This window comes from Paenibacillus sp. J22P165 (assembly GCF_059692015.1).
On record NZ_JCAUAP010000019.1, the window covers coordinates 67,426 to 86,142 of the forward strand.

Sequence of the window (18,717 nt, forward strand, 5' to 3'; positions counted from 1 at the left end):
TGTCATAATAGAGTGAGATGAGGTACTATCATCAAATTAGTCAAGCGCGAGAATTATGGTGAGAGGGATCATATTTTTATCCGGAGAGGAATAATACTAGATGGAAAAGTACGACAAAGGGGGCACAAGTAGGCGTCTGTGCTACCGAATAGCCCGTGGGAGGTAACTGGAATGCGTGTTCTCATCGGAAGTCCTGTTTGCCAAGCACCTTCCATACTTCGATTGTTTCTGCAATCTCTTCATCTATTGTCTGCACCCACGGCAGAAGTTCATTATCTCTTTATTGATGATAATTCGGATGGGGAATCCAAGCAGCTGTTGAGCCAATTTCAAGAAGATCATCTAGAGCAAACGACTATTTTCCATGAAAATACTACTTCAGGCAATTATTATCGGGATCATATGACGCATCATTGGAATGACAAATTAATATGGAAAGTCGCATTATTTAAAAATCGCATCATTGAACATGCATTAGAAAACGATTATGATGCCCTGCTCTTGATCGATTCCGATTTACTGCTTCGTCCAGAAACGCTAGATAAGCTCTTGGAATCGGATAAAAGCATTATTTCTGAAATCTTTTGGACCTATTGGCAACCCAATTCAATTCCACTTCCTCAAGTGTGGGTAAGCGATGAATATATCATGTATGAGCGAAATGGCAGGGAGGTACTGTCCAAAGAGCAGGAGATTGTGCGTCAGCATAGGTTCCTAGCGCGTCTTCGTCAACCAGGCGTTTATGAAGTAGGCGGTCTTGGTGCATGTACATGCATTCGGAAAGATGCCTTACAGAAAGGTGTCAACTTTAATAAAATCAATAATTTATCCTTTTGGGGCGAAGATCGCCATTTTTGTATTCGTGCTCAGGTACTTGGGTTTTCCTTGTTCGTCGATACGCATTATCCTGCTTTTCATATATATAGGGAAACGGATCTACCGGAGGCAGAAGACTTTATGCGGCGATATCATGCAACGCCAAGTACCCTGCAGCCATTGAAAGAAACAGATGCTAATCCAGCAATTCTCTTTCCAACCCCTACAACAGCCCGTCCCAAGCTCACACTGTCTATGATTGTTCATAACGAAGCTGGGAAATACCTGGAGCAGGTGTTAACCAAACATAGGGCGTATATAGACGAAGCGGTGATTATCGATGATGGAAGTAGTGACAACAGTTCGGAGATTTGCCGAGAGATCCTGAAAGGCATTCCTCTGCATTTGATACGCAATAACACCGCAAATTTCAACAATGAGGTCATGTTAAGGAAACAACAGTGGGAAGAAACGATTCGCCAAGAGCCGGAATGGATTCTTAATATGGATGCGGACGAAGAATTCGATGAAGGTTTTGCGTCTGATATTACTTCAGTCTTACAGCAAGTGAATGAAGATGTCGGATGCTTTCGTCTTTATGATATGTGGTCCGATACGCATTACCGCGAAGATGAATATTGGCGTGCTCATTTTGTATACCGTCCGCTGTTGTTACGCTATCGAAAGAACTTTGCTTTTAAATGGAAAGAACAGCCCTTGCATTGTGGACGTTTCCCTGACAATATATTCGACTTACCCGCATTCCTTCTGGCAAATCGTGTGAAGCATTTAGGTTGGTCAACGCCTGAGATTCGCGCGCATAAATACGAACGGTACATGAGGCTCGATCCCGATGGAAGCTATGGCTGGAAGGAACAATATGAATCGATTCTGGATCCTGAGCCGCGTCTCGTGAAGTGGAGTGAGTAGCAGTAGATCAGATTTACGTAAAAATAAGGCGATCGATTCCCTTCGAAAGGGGAAGCCATCGCCTTATTGGTTTTCTAGGATTTTTTCTTTAATATGGCACGGAAGCAGTAAAGTCCTCCCCAGAGATCGGTGTATAGTGCATCGGCTGGTTGTTCATAATCTACACTTCCGTAAAACTCGAACCCCGTAGTGTGAACGAGCTGCTGGAAAAAATGCAAATCAACAGTGGGGTAGTCCAGTGTTAGGACTAGCCTGCCATCGTCTTTTAAGGCACGGTTGAACTCTAAAAGCGCCTTTGTGGCATCAGTTCGATGAAGATGCTCCAAAACAGAAATGCAAAATATGGTATCAAACTTATTATCCTCGTAAGGAAGCGAAGTAATACTAGCTTGAATAAAGGAATGATTCATACGGAACTCGGCTGCGATTTGTTCGGCGGCATCTTCTCCGATATCGGTCTTAATCTCATTTAATATGCTGTCGAAGGTGGAAATGGCGGGATCTAGGTCACAAGCGTAAGTGTCTCTACAGTGACGTGCCAAATAGAATTTGAATGGATGCGAAATACCGCAGGCAGCGTCTAGCACAGTATCAGTAGGATTCGCAAAAGAGGTACACCATGCATACTCATAAGGGCGGCTCCACCAGGTTTCGGGCAATTGATAGATGAAATGGGGAGCCGATGGATCAGAGTTTTTAATAAAACGGGATTCCAATAGTGGTTGGGAAGATCGATTTGTCTTTGTCATGAGACAGCTCCTATTGTTTCTGCCATGAGGGACCGATAACACAGTGAAAAAAGCGGGAGGGTCCCCGCTTTTTCACTGTGTTGTTACGTTATCTGCGTTTGCGCTTAGCCGTGCCGGATGTAGGGCGGCCTTTGCGTCTCTTGCCTGTGCCGGATTTCTTACGGCGTTTGCGTTTCGGACGGAAGACTTCCTCCAAGTCGCCAGAAGCGACCTTGCCTTTGCCGATAGAGCCAAAGAGCGTCTTCACCATCGGTGCCATTTGCTGAAAGGTAGACATGAACTTCTGAACCTTGCCCATCGTGCCGATGATACCGTCAATACCACCCATCCGCTCGACGAAGCCGGAGATTTGTTTCATATTTAAGCCGCTGAGCGGGTTCGAGGAACCTCCAGCAGCACCACCGCCGCCGCCACCAAGGAGATTGCTTAGGAAGTTACCGCCGCCACCGCCACCAGCACCGGCGTTGCCTCCGCCACCACCAAATAGACCACCGCCTGCATTGCCGCCACCGCCGCCGCCGAATAAACCTCCACCGGCGTTGCCGCCAGCAGGAGGGCCGCCGAAGAAGCCGCCACCGCCTTCAAAGCCGCCGCCACCACCACCGAAGGGATTGCCACCGCCTAAGCCGGGGTATTGACCGAAGCCTTCACCTGGAAGGGTTAAGCTCCTTGTTTCCACTACTTCAGGACGATTTCCGCCATTACCAATAATTTGTTGTCTTGGGTTGGTCACTAGGATTCACGATCCTTTTTATCAGATTTGTCTCCTACAGGATATGTCACTTGCCTACCTTTGGTATGGACGAATGTCACGGGTCAGGGGGATTTGTTGTGCGAATGCTCATTTTTTGAGGGCGCTTGCCATGGTTTTGTCATTGTTTACCTCATTAACGCATAGAAATTTTAACGAATCGCAATCCTAAAGGAAGGAATTATACACGTCGCGTCGAATGATACACAGGAGCTTAGAGAAGTACCAATGAGCTAACATGCTTTTTGACCGGGAGTTGACAGCAGATGCAATTAAAAAAATTAAATGATAAAGCCATAGACCAGCTTTTCGAAGCTGTACTAACGTTGAAGGATATTGAAGAGTGTTACGTCTTTTTTGATGACTTGTGTACTGTGAATGAGATTCAGTCGCTTTCGCAGCGCCTTGAAGTGGCTCGTATGCTGCGCAAGGGATGCACGTATAACCAGATCGAAGCGGAAACAGGGGCTTCTACAGCAACCATTTCGCGGGTCAAGAGGTGCCTGAATTACGGGAACGATGGTTATGTGTTGACTTTGGATCGTTTGAATCGTTAAATAATGACTTGTAAAATCCTGTATTACCTCGTGTAATGCGGGGTTTTTCTATGTTTAAGCAGGCATCAAATTGACATAGCGGAACACATTCGTTAGCATAGGAAGATAGGCTTAGTTCGTACGGGTGGGGGAAATTGGAATGAGGAAGTATGGTGTGCTGGTCATTAGCCATGGATCCCGTGATGAGGGCTGGGTTCAGCTGGTGGAGGATGCCGTAAAAGCGGTTCGGATGCCGGATGCCATGCCCATTTATGCGTCATATTTGGAGCTCGTCTCGGGTAAATTGATACAAGATGGAATATTCTGTTTGCAGGAGCAGGGCGTGACCGATATCATCGTCGTTCCGCTGTTCGTGTCCTCTGGGAGTACACATATTGATGAGATTAGCTACGCATTAGGGGTTATTGCTGAACCCTTGCTCGAAACCGATATGGAGCTGTTACAAATAAAGGCGCGGATTCATTTCACGTCTCCGATTGATGATCATCCCGATATTGCAGCTATTCTTTATGGCAAAATCAAAGAGCTTTCCGAATCGCCTCAGGAAGAGATTGTGCTATTGGTGGGGCATGGGAGTAAGGAAGATGGCTTCCACCAGAAGTGGCGCCAAGGACTGGAACGACTCGCGGAGCGGGTTCAAAAGCTAGGCGGCTTCGCCGAGGCGGATATTGCTATGCTTTTGCCCGATCAGTTGGCTGAGAAGATGGCCTGGTGGGCACGCGAGAAGCCGTCGTATAAAGTCATTGTGGCTCCGCTTTTTCTAAGTGAAGGGTATTTTACACATAAAGTGATTCCTTCCCGATTGGAAGGGTTTGTATACAAATATCATGGACAGGCTTTGTTGCCAAGTCCGCAAATTTCCGAATGGATTGAGGGGCAGATTGCCTCCGTATTCCCATCAGGTGAACAGGGGATGAACTGAGTGGTCAAACGAGCACGATTGATCTATAATCCGACTTCAGGCCGGGAAGAAATGAAAAAAAGATTGCCAGAAATCCTCCAACGCTTAGAGCGCGGCGGTTTTGAAACATCCGCTCACGCCACCATCGGTGAAGGCGATGCGACACTCGCAGCGGCCGAGGCCGTGAGTCGAGGGTTCGACTTAATCATCGCGGCTGGCGGCGATGGCACGATCTGCGAAGTCGTCAACGGCATGGCCGAAAGAGAAGGCAGACCTCCGTTGGGCATTTTGCCACTCGGGACGACGAATGATTTTGCGCGTGCGCTGGGTATCCCCAAGAACTTGGAGTATGCCTGCGACCTCATCATACAGCAGTACACAACCGCTATCGATGTAGGCAAAATCAACAACCGTTACTTCATTAATATCGCCGGGGGCGGCTCGATGACCGAGCTGACGTATGAAGTCCCGAGCAAACTCAAAACCATGATCGGCCAGTTGGCCTATTATATGAAGGGACTCGAGAAGCTGCCTAGGCTGAAGCCAATCGAGCTCTATATCAAAGCCGGCGATCGCGAGATGCATGAAGAAGTCATGCTCTTCCTCGTGGGCAACACCAACTCCGTTGGTGGGTTCGAGAAGTTAGCGCCAGAAGCCAACATTAATGATGGCATGTTCGATGTCATTATTCTGAAAAAGTGTAACCTCGCAGAGTTCATCCGTATCGTTACACTCGCGCTGCGCGGCGAGCATTTGAGTGATCCGAACTTGATTTATTTTCAGACGAATCATATCGAAATTAACTCCCCGGACTACGTTCAGTTGAACCTAGATGGCGAGTTCGGCGGGACATTACCATGCGTGATGACCAATTTGCAGAGCCATTTGCGGGTGATCGTGGATGAGTCGGGTCAGTCGATTTATAAAAAGAAATTTCTTGAGACTTTGACCACGCCGTTTCATTTGAAGGGGCATGGGAATGGGCATGATGAGAGTGAGTAGGGTTTTAAAATCAAAAGATTAACATGATTAATTTTAGGTAGAATTAAGTGAGGGAATTATGAAAACAAAAGGTACATCTGGCTCTGCGCCAGGTAAACATAGAGGTAGTGGCAGGTCGGGATCGGCTGGAAGAGCAGGGAGCTCGGCTAGTAACAAAGGGAATGGTAATAATAGAGGGAAAAAAGAAGTGCCGGCTTGGATGGCAGGCTTGCCTGTGCAAATCGGACAGCAATACGAGGCTGAGATCATTGGGATCAGCCATGATGGCGAAGGGGTGGGCCGTGTGAACGGCTTTACCCTTTTTGTTGCGGGGGCGCTGCCGGGTGAGCGTGCCTTGGTACGCGTGGAACATTTGAAGAAACAGTATGGGTATGCTGGTTTAGTTGAGTTGCTAGCAGTGAGTCCGGATCGTATTGCTCCTGACTGTGTGATTTATGATGAGTGCGGCGGCTGTCAGTTGCAGCATTTGAGTTACGAGGCGCAGCTTCGCGTGAAGCGGCAGCAGGTTGTTGATAATCTGGTGCGGATTGGGAAGTTGGCGGTGGCGGGAGAGCCGACTAACGGCCAAGCTACTAATAATGAAGATCAAGGTCAAGGGATTGTTGTTCATCCGACGTTGGGGATGACTGATCCGTGGAGATATCGGAACAAGGCTCAGGTTCCTTTTGGGGAAGAGCAGGGTGGCCTCATCGGCGGATTCTATGCGCAGGGCAGTCATCGCATCATCGACATGGAAGAGTGCCTGATTCAACATCAGGCGAACGATGAAGTCGTTGCACGGGTGAAAGAGATCGGCTCGCGTTTAGGCATTCGCGCTTATAGTGAAGAGACTGGGACTGGACTACTGCGCCATGTCGTCGTCAAAGTCGGCTTCCGCACGGGCGAGGTCATGGTTGTTTTGGTTACCAATGGTGCGGAGATTCCGCGTGCGGATGAGTGGATTGCTGGCATTCGCGAGGCTCTGCCTGCGGTGAAGAGCATTTGTCATAACATTAATGTGAGACAGACCAATGTTATTTTTGGGGATGAGACGCGCGTCCTGTGGGGCAGCGAGGTCATCTATGACTATATCGGCGAAGTGAAATTTGCTATTTCCGCGCGATCCTTCTTTCAAGTGAACCCCGTCCAGACGGAAGTCTTGTACGGGAAGGCACTGGAGTACGCCGCGTTGACAGGCGGCGAAACGGTTGTCGATGCCTATTGCGGCATCGGCACGATCTCCCTGTTCCTGGCGCAGCGCGCGGGACAGGTGTACGGCGTCGAGATCGTCGAAGAGGCGATCTCCGATGCACGTAAGAATGCCGAGTTAAACGGCATGACGAACGTGCACTTCGAGGCAGGACCCGCCGAGGTCGTCCTGCCGGAGTGGACACGTCAGGGCGTTCGGCCTGACGTGATCGTGGTCGACCCGCCGCGCAAGGGCTGCGACCCGGCGCTGCTGGCGACCATCCTCGAGCTGCAGCCGCGGCGCGTGGTGTACGTGTCGTGCTCCGCATCGACACTCGCGCGCGACCTGCGCGTGCTGGTCGATGGCGGGTATGGCGTCGCGGAGGTGACGCCGGTGGATATGTTTCCGTGGACGGTGCATGTGGAATCGGTGGCATTGCTTGAAGTAATTTACTAGTTAAATTAGGTCTTCGAAAATAATTACTAGTTTTTTTAGAGGGGGAGACTAATTTGGTTGGAGGCATATTATCAATTGATAAATATCTTACTTGGTACGGCAATATAAAAGCAAACATAGATGTCTTAACACGTATTAACTATTGGACTAATAATTGGATACCAGATGAACGTAGAATAACTGCGGGAGATAAAATTATTTTCCGTTTAAATGGATTTGACGTTGCTGAAGGACAATATCATTATTCCAAGAAATACACTGTAGAAAGAGCTTTTAAAGAATTTGGTATATCAAATGGAATTTTTGATGGAAATTCCACAATTAAAGATTTCATCAATTTATTAGAAATAACGTTTAGGACTAAAACCATTGACTCCTCCACTAAAATAGGATGTATTTGTATAGATAACTTAATTATTTATAGTGAAATAAAAGAACCAGCTCTGCCTTATAAATCTAGTTCTAGAATAGTATATATTAATACTTTATAAAATGCTGGATGAGTTACTTTATATTATGAATTAGCTCTTTACACTTCAGTCTGAATACTATAAAGTATAATTAAATCGTTGAATCTGTGAAGCACGCAGAAATATTGGCTAAACGCCTTTGTTTCTGCGTTTTTATTTTTTTTAATCCGGAAGGAGCAAATTCGGTATATAAATCTCAAAATTATATCCATAAATGTTGTGTTATTGAAATATTTATTTTGAATTTAAGGGTTCAATATTCAATAAAATATGATATATTTGGTGGCAGATAAATAGTTAGGAGATCATAAATATGAATTCTAATACTGGAGGTAGGGGGGGGGCACGGACCGGAGCTGGACGAGCACCTCTAGAAGAGATTGATAAAAAAAAGGGCTATAAAATATATTTACCACAATCAGTGTTTGATGAAATTACTATGTATGGGTATGGCCAGTCATTTTCTGAAAAAGTTTCAGAGATTCTAATTGTAGAAATGGAGAAAAGAAAATTAATGAGGGATAGAGTCGTACGATTCATAGATTTATTTGCTGGATTGGGAGGTATCCGACTTGGATTTGAGCAAGCATTTAATGAAGCAGGCTACACAACTGAATGCGTTATGACTTCAGAAATCAAGCCTCATGCACTTCTAGCTTTGGAAAAAAATTTTAAACATAAGAAAATTGAGGGAGATATAACGAAGATTAAAAATGAGGATTTACCAGAAGACTTTGATTTTCTATTAGGTGGGTTTCCATGTCAAGCATTTAGTTCTGCGGGTAAAGGACATGGATTTCTAGATACAAGAGGTACGTTATTCTTTGAGATAGAACGTATTTTGAAAGCAAAGACTCCTTATGGATTCATACTTGAAAATGTAGAAGGTCTGGTAATGCATGACAAAGAATCTAAGTCGGATGAAATGGGTAGAACTCTTTCTACTATTTTATCTTCATTAAAAAATCTGGGATACTCTGTAACTTGGGAATTAATGGATTCGCAAAATTTCGGAGTTGCTCAATCTAGGAAACGGGTTTATATAATTGGAACACTTGATAAAGAAATTTCACTAAAAAATTTTAATAAAAAGAAAGTTACCTTTAGAGAGATATCAGAAAAAAATTTACCTACTTTGGATAATGAATTTACAAAGCTACTTTTTAAATATTTTAAACCTGAAGAATTATATGGGAAATCAATTAAAGATAAGCGAGGAGGAGTAAATAACATTCACAGCTGGGAGCTCGGAATCAAAGGTGATGTGACAAGAGAGCAGAAAGAATTATTAGAAATGTTACTTAAAGAAAGAAGGAAAAGGCATTGGGCTAAAGAAATTGGGATTACTTGGATGGATGGAATGCCTTTGACAAAAGATCAAATAGAAACATTTTACAATGATTTGAATGTTCAGGAATCACTGGATGAACTTGTGAAAAAAGGATATTTAACATTGGAACACCCTAAGGAACAAATAAAAATTCCAATCGGGGATGGAACTTTCAAAGTAGAACGAAGAGCAGATATTTCAAAACCAAAGGGCTATAACATAGTTGCGGGGAAATTAAGTTTTGAGTTTAGCAAGATATTGGACCCAGATGGCGTTGCGCCGACTTTAGTGGCAATGGATGTATCAACTTTGGGAGTAATTGACGGTCAGGGTTTGCGTAGGCTTACTCTACGTGAAGGTTTAAGATTGTGTGGATATCCGGAAACTTACGATTTAAACTTTTTAGACAGTAATGATAAAGAGCGTGAATCGGGATTCGATTTATTGGGGAATACAGTAACTGTTCCTGTAATAAAAGAGATATCTGCTAGGCTAGCAGAGTCTTATGTGAAGAGCAACAACTTACACTTTGTGAATAAATAGTATGATATCCCAAAAAGGAGTAAAGGCACACAGCCTCTACTCCTTTTTTAATGCACAAATTATGGTATAAGATTACGTATATAAAAACGCTCAAAACCAGAAGAAGAATTGTCCTCTCCAAGAGAATAAATTGTTGTTATCTAATATATTAATCTAATTAATTGACTAAAGTACCATCATCAATATCAATTTAAATATTTTCCATATGAACGCATCATTGATAGATTTACTATCCTGTTTACTATGCCATTACATTGAAATTATATATATAGTAGTATTATAAAGTATTTTATTCTATTATGAAAAGTAACCCTTAGTATTTCAATTAAATAATATAATAGGCATCAAAGATGATTCAAGTCACTCGACCGATGACGTTCAAAAGGTCATTCACTGTTGTAAAGTTCTTTCATTAGTTTGTCGTTGCAATTTAACAAGCCATCTTCGACCCAGGCAGGCTTGAACCAGGATATGTACCTCTAACGCCTGGCTGTAGCGTTCCTGAAAGGTCCGGCCTGTCAAGTGGTGTAGCAGCTTTGGATTCATATCAGATGGCATCAATTAAAGCCGCTTGGGTTTTAGTTTTTGAGCCGTAACGCATTTTATGGCCTGCCATCTATGATGCTCTTGGCGAGGTGTGTTTTATGAATACGACTTTATGCCCGGCAGAGGTATAGTTATGTTCTCTCAATTTTCATTTAAAGATATGTGGAAATTCAACTTTTTTATGTTCTTGCACATTTATTCTTAATTTTTGAATTTAAATGTGCTAAAATTTTATTGGGGAAATATACCATTGGAAGTTAGTTACAAAAAATTGTGGAAGTTCTGATAGATAGAGATATGAAGAATCAAGACCTGCAGTGCGGGGCTAACATTAGCGCATTTACGATTGCTAAACTTGGTTGTAGTAAACACAGCGATACTCTCCCAAATATGTCCTGCTCTAAATTGTAACGTTGGCGAATTGCGTGTCAGTGATACAAGCATTATGTGAGTGTACTGTCTTCATGTATGAAAAAAATAAGGTGGGGGTAAGGGATGATGGCGTTAATAAAACCTAAGTCGATGACGATTGAGGAATTTATAAGGTCTGCTACTATGTTCTACATAGACGCAGACCTAGAAAAAGAGTACGTCGATAGCGTAACTACCAGTATTGGGGAATTACAGAAACGATTGTTGGGGATAGCGACCGTTGAGGGTTTAAAAAGTTATATCCATGAAGATGGCGAAGCTCTCGATAGAATTATTAGCCTTCTTAATATCTCTGAAGAAAAGTTCAAGCGTATCATAACTATGCTGCGTATTCAAAAGCGCCATATGCCAACTACTGAATGGTCTCTATCAAAAATTCGTGGACAAATGCTCACAATTCCATCATTTATGGACGAAGTCTGTGATTTGCTTATGAAAGGTGCAACGTTGGTTAAGTATAAGGAACTCATTCCGGCGTACTATCTTGAGAATTTTTCGATTGACGTAGCAACACTCGGCAGGCTTGCAAGCCAAGACGATATTAGGCGGCTTGTCAAGAAAGGGTTAGAAGGAAACTACAACAACAAAATTGGAGATAGCTTTTTTAAGTGTGCGTCTATCGCTATTACTAGGGAGTGTGATAAGCTCGGCCTCACATATTCCCTTAAAAAGAATGTAACTCTAGTGGATAAGGTGATCAGCATAGCTATTCCAAACGAATCAACACCTCGTATGCTTATAGATATAACATATGGGATAACGACTTCGAGTGTTCAAACGAAGTATGCTGAACGAGCCGAATCCGTTGCTGCTAAACTCCGGGAACGGAACTTAGGCAAGCAAGACAAACAGCGCATAGTATTTATTAACGTGATTGATGGAGCGGGTTGGGTTGCGCGACAATCTGATCTAAACAAGATTGAACGTTGTTCAGATTACTTACTGAACTTGAAGGCATTGGATACTTTTGGCGACATTATAAAATACTATATATAAAGGAGAATTAATCAATGAACACGGAGCAGCGGAAAGCTGAGCTCAAGAGAATTCAGGAATCAACGCAGCCATGTATGACGGGGATAACTCTCACATATCATGGTGAACGTAAGACGTTCAACGCATATAGGATTCCGTTGAGTATACTCACGTACAACCCGTACAATGGTCGTATAGGGAGCGTGGTTAAATCATATGAACGCCAGAACCACTCGCTAAACCCAGATAATTTGGCTGATGTTGCCCTTATTGAGAAATTTTTGTGGGAGTCCAAGGAAGAAGCAAACAAGAGGACGATTAAGAGTCTCCTTGAGGACCACCAACAGAGGTATGGCATTGTCACTGCTGACGGGAAAATAATCGATGGAAATCGTCGTGCCAGCCTTTTGAATAAAATTTGGCGTGATGACAGCATTGGCGCCAATATCAAACAACACACTCAGTTCTTTGAAGCCATCATTCTTCCGATAGATGCGGATAGGAAAGAAATTATCCGCCTTGAGACTACTTATCAGATGGGTGAGGATGCCAAGGTGGATTATGGCCCCATAGAAAAGTACCTTAAGGCCGGTGATTTGGCGAGTGAGAACTTCTCTAACAATGAGATTTCTAATTTTATGGGAGTTAAAGTTCAGGAGGTAAAGATGTACCTTGACGTCCTTAAGCTGATGGACGAGTATTTGGATACTTACGGTTATACGGGAATTTATACGGCTCTTGATACAAAGGAAGATTCCTTCCAAAAGTTAGATAGTGCTTTGCGTGGTTATGCTGCTGGTGGGGTATCCAAGATGTGGGGCTATGACATTGAAGCGGATGTTTCCGACCTAAAGAGCATTTCCTTTGACTACATCCGATTAGGGTTAGATCAACAGGACTTTCGTGACATAATTAGAAAACCGAATAAGAATAGCTTTGATTCCAGTTTTTTCTCAAATGAAGGGATTTGGAGACAGTTTGCGGATACGCACTTCGAAACCGTAGAGGAAGTCCATGAAAAATCCGTTGATGATATAATCCGCGAAAACCCTGGAGGGGATGTTGGACGTTTGCTTCGTGCAAGGGATAGTGAGTGGAGGAGTGCCGTTGGAAAAAAACTTGATGACAATTTCCTGAACTCACGCGATAAATTGAACAATAAACAACAAGCTGCAGAACCGATCAAGTTACTTCAGAAAGCATGGGAGGCCATTTCTGCGGTGGATACCGGTCAAGGCTCTTTCAAGGATGATCCTGGTATCAAAGAATTCCTTGTTGAAATCGGGAGGAAGGTGAAGGAGTTCGAGGAAATCTTACGATAGACAGGTGGTAGAAGTATGGGTGTGTTACGCGTTGATTCAAATATAACCGACAATCAGCTCATAGTCACTGGAGATGTCGGGCAACTCTTAGAAAGCCGCCGCGCCATACGCTTTCTTAAGGATAATACTGATTACACCCTCCTTAATGGGGGAATCTATATCTCTATATCCGATAGCCTGAACAAAAGTATCGATAGGGTGCGGACGGCGGCTGGATACGCAAAGTGCAATGTTGAACTCTCTGGGGAAACGAGTGAGGGTATCCAATCATACATTGAGGAGGAGGACAAGTTTGTCGAGTTTTCGGCGAAGGCTCTTGCAATCCGTAATAACATGTGTGATGTACATGAGTTACAGTCGTTTCGCGATGCTCTCGTAGTCCATATGCCGGTTAGAACCCTATATAACTTGCAGATGTTGTCTGCATATCACTTGGCATTTTCACAGAACGCCTGTAATTTCTCAGTCCCTGGTGCAGGAAAGACTAGTATAGTCTATGGAGCTTATGCATACCTAAAGAACTTGCCTGAAGATCATCAAAGGAAAGTTGATAGGTTACTGATTATTTGTCCTCTCAATGCATTTGGACCATGGGAACTCGAGTTTGATGAGTGCTTTGGAGTAAAGCCGTCGGTGAAACGGCTCACGGGAAAGCTACAAATAGACGAGAAGAAACAATACTTATATGATAACAATCCCGCAGAAATGACGCTTCTTTCCTATGCTTCGGTCATGTCGCTTACCGAGGAACTTGGATTCTTTCTTCGGAAGCACCGGGTCATGGTGGTGCTTGATGAAGCTCATAAAATTAAGAATACAAATGGTGGGATTATCGCCCAAAGTATAATGTCGTTGTCACAAGTCAGCAAGGCTAGGGTCGTCCTCACGGGAACGCCTGCACCGAACGGATACGAGGACTTATACAACTTATTCAACTTCATATGGCCAACGAAGGAAATCATTCGCTTCCAAATTGGTCAACTTAAGGATATGTCTAGAACACCAAATGACCCAAGGGTAGGCTCATTGCTAAATTCCATCTCACCATTTTTTATAAGGATTAGGAAGAGTGATCTTGACATACCTCCCGCCATTAACAATCCCCCTGTTATGGTGGATATGGGCGAAAGCCAACGGCGGATATACGACTACATTGAGAAGAAGTACATATACGATATTGCGAGTAACAAAGATCAGCGTTTTCAGAACGAACTGGTAAGGGCAAGGCTTGTTCGACTGATGCAGGCGTCCACAAATCCTGCACTCTTACGCCAACCCCTGTCAGAGTTCGCAATGATTGAGGATATTGACTTTGGCGCGGTGCAGGAAGATACGGTAATGCTTAATGAGATACTACGTTATTCGGATGTCGAAACTCCAGCGAAATACGTTGCTGTTAGAGATATACTCCAGGAAATTATTGCCCGTGGCGAAAAGGCAATTGTTTGGGCGTGTTATATAAAGAATATTGAACTGCTTCGGGATTATCTGTATACGCAGGGAATTGAATCACGTATTCTGTACGGTGCGACCCCTGTGGCAGGTGATGGCATAAGCGAAGATGACGAAGAGTATTCCAATACCCGCGAATCAATAGTAAGTGAATTCCACAAGGTGGACTGCTCATACAAAGTAATTATTGCAAACCCATTCGCGGTTGCGGAGTCAATATCGCTCCATAAGGCGTGTCACAATGCCATCTACTTGGAGCGTTCGTTTAACGCTGCCCATTTCCTGCAATCAAAAGATAGGATTCACCGTTACGGACTTAATGCAGATGTTGTGACCAATTACTATTATTTGATATCTGCCGATTCCGTGGACTTGACAATTCACGAGCGGCTTGCTGAAAAGGAACGCAGGCTATTAGAGATTATTGAAAGTATGCCTATCCCACTCTTTGACAACAACCTTGAGGAGGGCGGGGACGATGATATAAAGGCGGTGTTGAGGGACTATGCAAGAAGAGCTAAGGCGAAGTAACACCATAGGCGATTCCCGCGGAATCGCTTACTTTGCCAGCACAGTTCTCAAGGATGACGTGATAGTTGCGGACTCGGCGCGGCAGATATGTTCTTTTGTGGACGGCATACGGATTAATTTTAACGTAGCAGTTGCCTTTTTTGAATTCTTAGGGTTCATTAGGGTTTCTGAAAATTTACTGATACCCACCGAAGATGGAAAGCAACTTTATTTGTTGCTCGACAACGGATTTGAGGAAGCGTTATGCGAAGCTTGCCTCAAGAGGTTAACTAATGACTCGTTCATCGATATCAATGCCTTGCGTTATGATACCATTAAGGGCAAATACTACATTCAAAGGCATGGATTCCCGATAGTCGCTGCTGTTTTCAGAAACGTCCTCATACAACTTAACGCCTTATCAGAAAGACGAGAGGGATTTGGTACCTTAGAACTTAATGAAAGGTATGAAGCTATATTTGCCAAGGTTCAGAAGACAGCAAGACGTAAAATGTCTCTCGAAGTACTGAAAAAGCAACTAGAGCAACAAGAACTACAGGGTGAAGCAGCAGAGGAGTATGTGGTGAGATATGAAAAGGCTCGTTTGTCCGATTCTGCACTTGTCGAAAAAGTCAAACGCATTTCAGGTATCGACGTTTCTGCTGGGTATGATATTGTTTCATTTGAGATAGACACATCGGTTGAGTTTGATCGGTTTATTGAGGTAAAGTCCTTTATAGGTCAAACCCATTTTTACTGGTCGGAAAACGAGATTGATGTCGCTACATTGTATGGCGATAAATACTACATATATTTAATTAATTCCGAAAAGATTGCTGAACCTGGGTATGTCCCTGCAATCATACGCAACCCTGCAAAGCTAGTGATAAAATCTGACGATTGGTTGATGCAACCTACCTCATACTTGGTATTGCCAACGGGGATGGACAAGGTCGTTACAGTTTAAGAAGGTCGTACTTGCATGATAAATGTCCTTCTGAAGAAACAATTAATTATTAATTTAAAGTTTCAGTTGTAGCAATTCTTACAAATTAGCAAAAACCCTAGACGTAAATAATCTAGGGTTTATATTTATTTACCCCTCCACCAAATCCACAATCTCCCTAATATCCTCTATCCCCAACGCCTCAGCAATCCTTACAATATGACTAAAATTAATATTCTCACGCTTTCCATTCGCTAACTCACTAAGCGCGGCATGTCTCACGTCCGATAATCTTGAAAGCTCACGCAAGGAGATATTGTGTTTCTGAGTAAGTTCCGCGATTTTAACGACGACTTTTTTTGCCATAGGGGATCACCTTTCAATGTTTGGAGGTTGACTATACGCGATAACGTACCATATAATATTTTTAAAACTGGTACGCTTGTGCGTATCATTTACTCCCGGAGGCGATCCCATGCACCCCATCCAAACCCAATACCAATCCATCATCCAAGAAGAAACCACACTCACGCAAAGAATCTCCCTCTGCAATGTATCCATCGATATCCTACTTGAATATATCTCCCGTCACGCCGATTCTATTCACATCATCACCGCAGAGGATATCGTCACGTCGATCCACACGATGGCACAGGATCTCGACACGGAGCTGCTTCACGTTAGATTGGAGAAGGGGATCCTCGAGAACAAGCTCCACGGGTTGCAACTGCAAGCCGATCTGACCACCATCACTGTGCAATCCAGTTGAGCTCCTTTATCCATTTCAAAACTGCAGGGCTATCTTTTCAACAACCATCCTAAAAAAGTGCACGAATCCCATAAAATCGTGCAGGTTTAACTTTGTGATCTCTTCTATACTTAAATAGATGACTCACAAAGGAGCGTGTAATAATGACTAATTTCAAGCCGTTGACAAGCAGAGCTGATTTGGAGGCTTATGCGCTTTCCGTTACGTTGCCGGTGCTAGATGAGGCTGAGCAGGTTTGGGACAAAGTTCGCTATAAGGGTCCGCACGATAATGCTGGCTATCAATTTTCACATACAGAGCAGATCATTCGCCCGCTTTGGGGGCTGGGTCCTATTTTGTCACATCGCAAAGGACAGCTTTTGCACCGAGACATTGATGTCGTTCGCTGGTTTCAGAAAGCGATTACAGCGGGGAGCGATGTTCAATCGCCGCACTATTGGGGTAAAGGGCTTCCAGAGGATATGGGCAGCAATTTCTACAATCAGATGAAGACAGAACTATGCGGGCTGATGATTGCGTTCGTCACAGCGAAGGAGCAGCTGTGGGATACGCTGTCGGAGAATGAGCAGAAACAGATTGGCGATTGGGTGTTAGAGATTTCGCAGAAGGCATACCGAGTTTGCTGGCCGAACAACCATGTCTGGTTCATCGTGCTAAACATGCTGGCGCTGCGCAAGCTTGGATTGCCGTACAGCCGGAGCATTGTTAACGAGGGCATCGCGAGGCTGGATGGCATGTACATGGATAACGGCTGGTACAAGGACGGCGATGAGGGGAGATACGACTACTATATTCCGTGGGCGCATCATTTTTACCCGCTGCTGTGGATGCTGTTGGAGGATGAAGCGGAACCTGGTTATGCGGAGCGCAAGCGCAAATATGTGGAGCGGACGAATGCGTTCCTGAAGTACTACTTGTATTTCTTCGACAGCACGGGGGCGCATGTACCGTTCGGACGGTCGCTGGCGTACCGATATGCCGTTACGAGCCTGCTGCCGCTTGCTGTCTATCAGGGTTGTAAGATTGACCCTGGCCTTGCGCGTTCGGTGACGCTTCGCAATATCGACTTTTTCCGGCAGGCGGGAGCCGAAGATGGCAAGCGGATTGTACCGGGCTACACGTACCCGAATGTCAATATGGTCGAGCGCTATATGTCGGACGGCGCACCGTACTGGTCATCCAAAGCGTTCCTCGCACTGCTGTTCGCAGAGGACCATCCATTCTGGACGGCGCCTGCGCGGAAGCTGCCCATTGAGGAAGGTGACTTCCTGCATGAGATCGAAGTACCAGGCGTTAATCTGCTACTCCAGGGTGAGGCTTCGGGCAGCGGGGTTACGCTTTATAACAATTGCATGATGTATAACTACGGCATCAAGTTTAATGATACAGCTGCACTATATAGTAAGTTCGCTTACAATTCACGAGCGGGCTTCGGAATGTCCACACGTGAGAATGTATCCCTCGACAGTATGATTGGTTTGGAGACACCAGACGGTCAGCTGACTTCCCATCGCTACCGTTTTGAGGATTTAGGCAAGCGCGATAGCGTATTGTATAGCAGACAGGTGCCATTTTCCAATGATGGGAGTACGTTTATTCAGACGGCGCTGCTACCACTGAAGAGTGGTTTTCATGTTCGGGTGCATCAGGTGACCCTATCGCAGCCTTATGTGGTGCTAGAAGGTGGGTTTTCGATAGGGAAGCCAAGCGACTATGAATGCATCAGCCAAGGAGACGATTGGATCGGCTACGGCACGGAAGCGGGATATTCTTGGTTCCGCGTCTATGAGAATAGGAACGAGCTTAAACTAGAGGCGGAACAAATTCATCCCTCAATGCATCTGATGTATCCACTTGCGAAGTATCCAGTCTGGCGGACAGCGGAACCGCTGCAGGCCGGAGTTTATACGTTTGCTACATGCTTTCATGTGCATGACAAGGAGCTTGTGGAATTGGATCTGCAGCGATTGTACAGGCAGTCGCCCGTTATTGAAGTGGACAGAAGCAAGCTTCAAACCTCTGTCACTTTTCAGGGAGAAACGTATGTTATTCGTTTATAGCTCCTCAGCCCTCGAAGAACACCTGAACCCCA

Annotated in this window: 16 protein-coding genes; 13 read left to right on the forward strand and 3 right to left on the reverse strand. The window is 44.5% G+C overall.

All coding sequences use genetic code 11. The annotated features are described in order from the left end of the window. The first annotated feature begins 171 nt into the window (after positions 1 to 171). Positions 172 to 1,746, forward strand: coding sequence for a glycosyltransferase (locus AC58QM_RS32150; RefSeq protein ID WP_497288823.1), 1,575 nt, complete (start codon positions 172 to 174; stop codon positions 1,744 to 1,746). Between the two features lie 74 nt (positions 1,747 to 1,820). Here AC58QM_RS32150 and AC58QM_RS32155 read toward each other — a convergent pair whose 3' ends face one another. Then, the gene (locus AC58QM_RS32155) at positions 1,821 to 2,495 is read right to left on the reverse strand and encodes a class I SAM-dependent methyltransferase (protein ID WP_497288824.1); all 675 of its coding nucleotides are present in this window, start codon (positions 2,493 to 2,495) and stop codon (positions 1,821 to 1,823) included. Positions 2,496 to 2,583: 88 nt separating this feature from the next. Next, positions 2,584 to 3,228 carry an aminotransferase gene (locus AC58QM_RS32160; protein WP_497288825.1) on the reverse strand — a complete coding sequence of 215 codons (645 nt, stop codon included), beginning with the start codon at positions 3,226 to 3,228 and terminating at the stop codon, positions 2,584 to 2,586. A gap of 284 nt (positions 3,229 to 3,512) precedes the next feature. On the opposite strand from AC58QM_RS32160, the gene AC58QM_RS32165 reads away from it, so the two are divergent. The 10 genes from AC58QM_RS32165 to AC58QM_RS32210 all read left to right on the forward strand — a co-directional run bounded on the left by AC58QM_RS32165 (position 3,513) and on the right by AC58QM_RS32210 (position 15,877). Beyond that, positions 3,513 to 3,803 carry a YerC/YecD family TrpR-related protein gene (locus tag AC58QM_RS32165; protein WP_056612830.1) on the forward strand — a complete coding sequence of 97 codons (291 nt, stop codon included), beginning with the start codon at positions 3,513 to 3,515 and terminating at the stop codon, positions 3,801 to 3,803. A 139-nt stretch (positions 3,804 to 3,942) separates the two neighbouring features. After that, a complete protein-coding gene (locus AC58QM_RS32170; RefSeq protein WP_497288826.1) occupies positions 3,943 to 4,725 on the forward strand; it encodes a sirohydrochlorin chelatase in 783 nt (260 codons plus the stop codon). 51 nt (positions 4,726 to 4,776) lie between these two features. After that, the gene (locus AC58QM_RS32175) at positions 4,777 to 5,706 is read left to right on the forward strand and encodes a diacylglycerol kinase (protein ID WP_497288865.1); all 930 of its coding nucleotides are present in this window, start codon (positions 4,777 to 4,779) and stop codon (positions 5,704 to 5,706) included. 199 nt (positions 5,707 to 5,905) lie between these two features. Next, a complete protein-coding gene (gene rlmD / locus AC58QM_RS32180; protein WP_497288827.1) occupies positions 5,906 to 7,330 on the forward strand; it encodes a 23S rRNA (uracil(1939)-C(5))-methyltransferase RlmD in 1,425 nt (474 codons plus the stop codon). A gap of 53 nt (positions 7,331 to 7,383) precedes the next feature. Continuing rightward, positions 7,384 to 7,821, forward strand: coding sequence for a hypothetical protein (locus AC58QM_RS32185; protein WP_497288828.1), 438 nt, complete (start codon positions 7,384 to 7,386; stop codon positions 7,819 to 7,821). 292 nt (positions 7,822 to 8,113) lie between these two features. Continuing rightward, the gene (dcm, locus tag AC58QM_RS32190; RefSeq protein WP_497288829.1) at positions 8,114 to 9,673 is read left to right on the forward strand and encodes a DNA (cytosine-5-)-methyltransferase; all 1,560 of its coding nucleotides are present in this window, start codon (positions 8,114 to 8,116) and stop codon (positions 9,671 to 9,673) included. A 1,041-nt stretch (positions 9,674 to 10,714) separates the two neighbouring features. Beyond that, complete coding sequence (locus tag AC58QM_RS32195; protein ID WP_497288830.1) at positions 10,715 to 11,647, forward strand: hypothetical protein; 933 nt, start codon at positions 10,715 to 10,717, stop codon at positions 11,645 to 11,647. Positions 11,648 to 11,661: 14 nt separating this feature from the next. Then, entirely contained in the window at positions 11,662 to 12,948 is a 1,287-nt protein-coding gene (locus AC58QM_RS32200; RefSeq protein WP_497288831.1) for a hypothetical protein, read from the forward strand. Between the two features lie 15 nt (positions 12,949 to 12,963). Further along, positions 12,964 to 14,931: a DEAD/DEAH box helicase gene (locus tag AC58QM_RS32205; protein ID WP_497288832.1), complete on the forward strand. Its 1,968-nt coding sequence runs from the start codon at positions 12,964 to 12,966 to the stop codon at positions 14,929 to 14,931. Then, positions 14,906 to 15,877, forward strand: a complete 972-nt coding sequence (locus AC58QM_RS32210; protein WP_497288833.1) for a protein NO VEIN domain-containing protein — start codon at positions 14,906 to 14,908, stop codon at positions 15,875 to 15,877. The genes AC58QM_RS32205 and AC58QM_RS32210 overlap by 26 nt, the downstream gene beginning before the upstream one ends. A 129-nt stretch (positions 15,878 to 16,006) precedes the next feature. Here the strand turns inward: AC58QM_RS32210 and AC58QM_RS32215 are convergent, their stop codons facing one another. After that, positions 16,007 to 16,222, reverse strand: coding sequence for a helix-turn-helix domain-containing protein (locus tag AC58QM_RS32215; protein ID WP_310502087.1), 216 nt, complete (start codon positions 16,220 to 16,222; stop codon positions 16,007 to 16,009). Positions 16,223 to 16,331: 109 nt separating this feature from the next. Between AC58QM_RS32215 and AC58QM_RS32220 the strand changes: the two genes are divergently transcribed. Next, positions 16,332 to 16,625, forward strand: a complete 294-nt coding sequence (locus AC58QM_RS32220; RefSeq protein WP_497288834.1) for a hypothetical protein — start codon at positions 16,332 to 16,334, stop codon at positions 16,623 to 16,625. Between the two features lie 143 nt (positions 16,626 to 16,768). Then, positions 16,769 to 18,685 carry a DUF2264 domain-containing protein gene (locus AC58QM_RS32225; RefSeq protein WP_497288835.1) on the forward strand — a complete coding sequence of 639 codons (1,917 nt, stop codon included), beginning with the start codon at positions 16,769 to 16,771 and terminating at the stop codon, positions 18,683 to 18,685. Positions 18,686 to 18,717: the final 32 nt, after the last annotated feature.

Coding starts and splice junctions, on each gene's coding strand:
- AC58QM_RS32165 (WP_056612830.1), top strand. CDS start 3,513: ATGCAATTAAAAAAATTAAATGATAAAGCCATAGACCAGCTTTTCGAA.
- AC58QM_RS32200 (WP_497288831.1), top strand. CDS start 11,662: ATGAACACGGAGCAGCGGAAAGCTGAGCTCAAGAGAATTCAGGAATCA.
- rlmD (WP_497288827.1), top strand. CDS start 5,906: ATGGCAGGCTTGCCTGTGCAAATCGGACAGCAATACGAGGCTGAGATC.
- AC58QM_RS32220 (WP_497288834.1), top strand. CDS start 16,332: ATGCACCCCATCCAAACCCAATACCAATCCATCATCCAAGAAGAAACC.
- AC58QM_RS32210 (WP_497288833.1), top strand. CDS start 14,906: ATGCAAGAAGAGCTAAGGCGAAGTAACACCATAGGCGATTCCCGCGGA.
- AC58QM_RS32170 (WP_497288826.1), top strand. CDS start 3,943: ATGAGGAAGTATGGTGTGCTGGTCATTAGCCATGGATCCCGTGATGAG.
- AC58QM_RS32175 (WP_497288865.1), top strand. CDS start 4,777: ATGAAAAAAAGATTGCCAGAAATCCTCCAACGCTTAGAGCGCGGCGGT.
- AC58QM_RS32195 (WP_497288830.1), top strand. CDS start 10,715: ATGATGGCGTTAATAAAACCTAAGTCGATGACGATTGAGGAATTTATA.
- AC58QM_RS32150 (WP_497288823.1), top strand. CDS start 172: ATGCGTGTTCTCATCGGAAGTCCTGTTTGCCAAGCACCTTCCATACTT.
- AC58QM_RS32155 (WP_497288824.1), bottom strand. CDS start 2,495: ATGACAAAGACAAATCGATCTTCCCAACCACTATTGGAATCCCGTTTT.
- AC58QM_RS32225 (WP_497288835.1), top strand. CDS start 16,769: ATGACTAATTTCAAGCCGTTGACAAGCAGAGCTGATTTGGAGGCTTAT.
- dcm (WP_497288829.1), top strand. CDS start 8,114: ATGAATTCTAATACTGGAGGTAGGGGGGGGGCACGGACCGGAGCTGGA.
- AC58QM_RS32205 (WP_497288832.1), top strand. CDS start 12,964: ATGGGTGTGTTACGCGTTGATTCAAATATAACCGACAATCAGCTCATA.
- AC58QM_RS32215 (WP_310502087.1), bottom strand. CDS start 16,222: ATGGCAAAAAAAGTCGTCGTTAAAATCGCGGAACTTACTCAGAAACAC.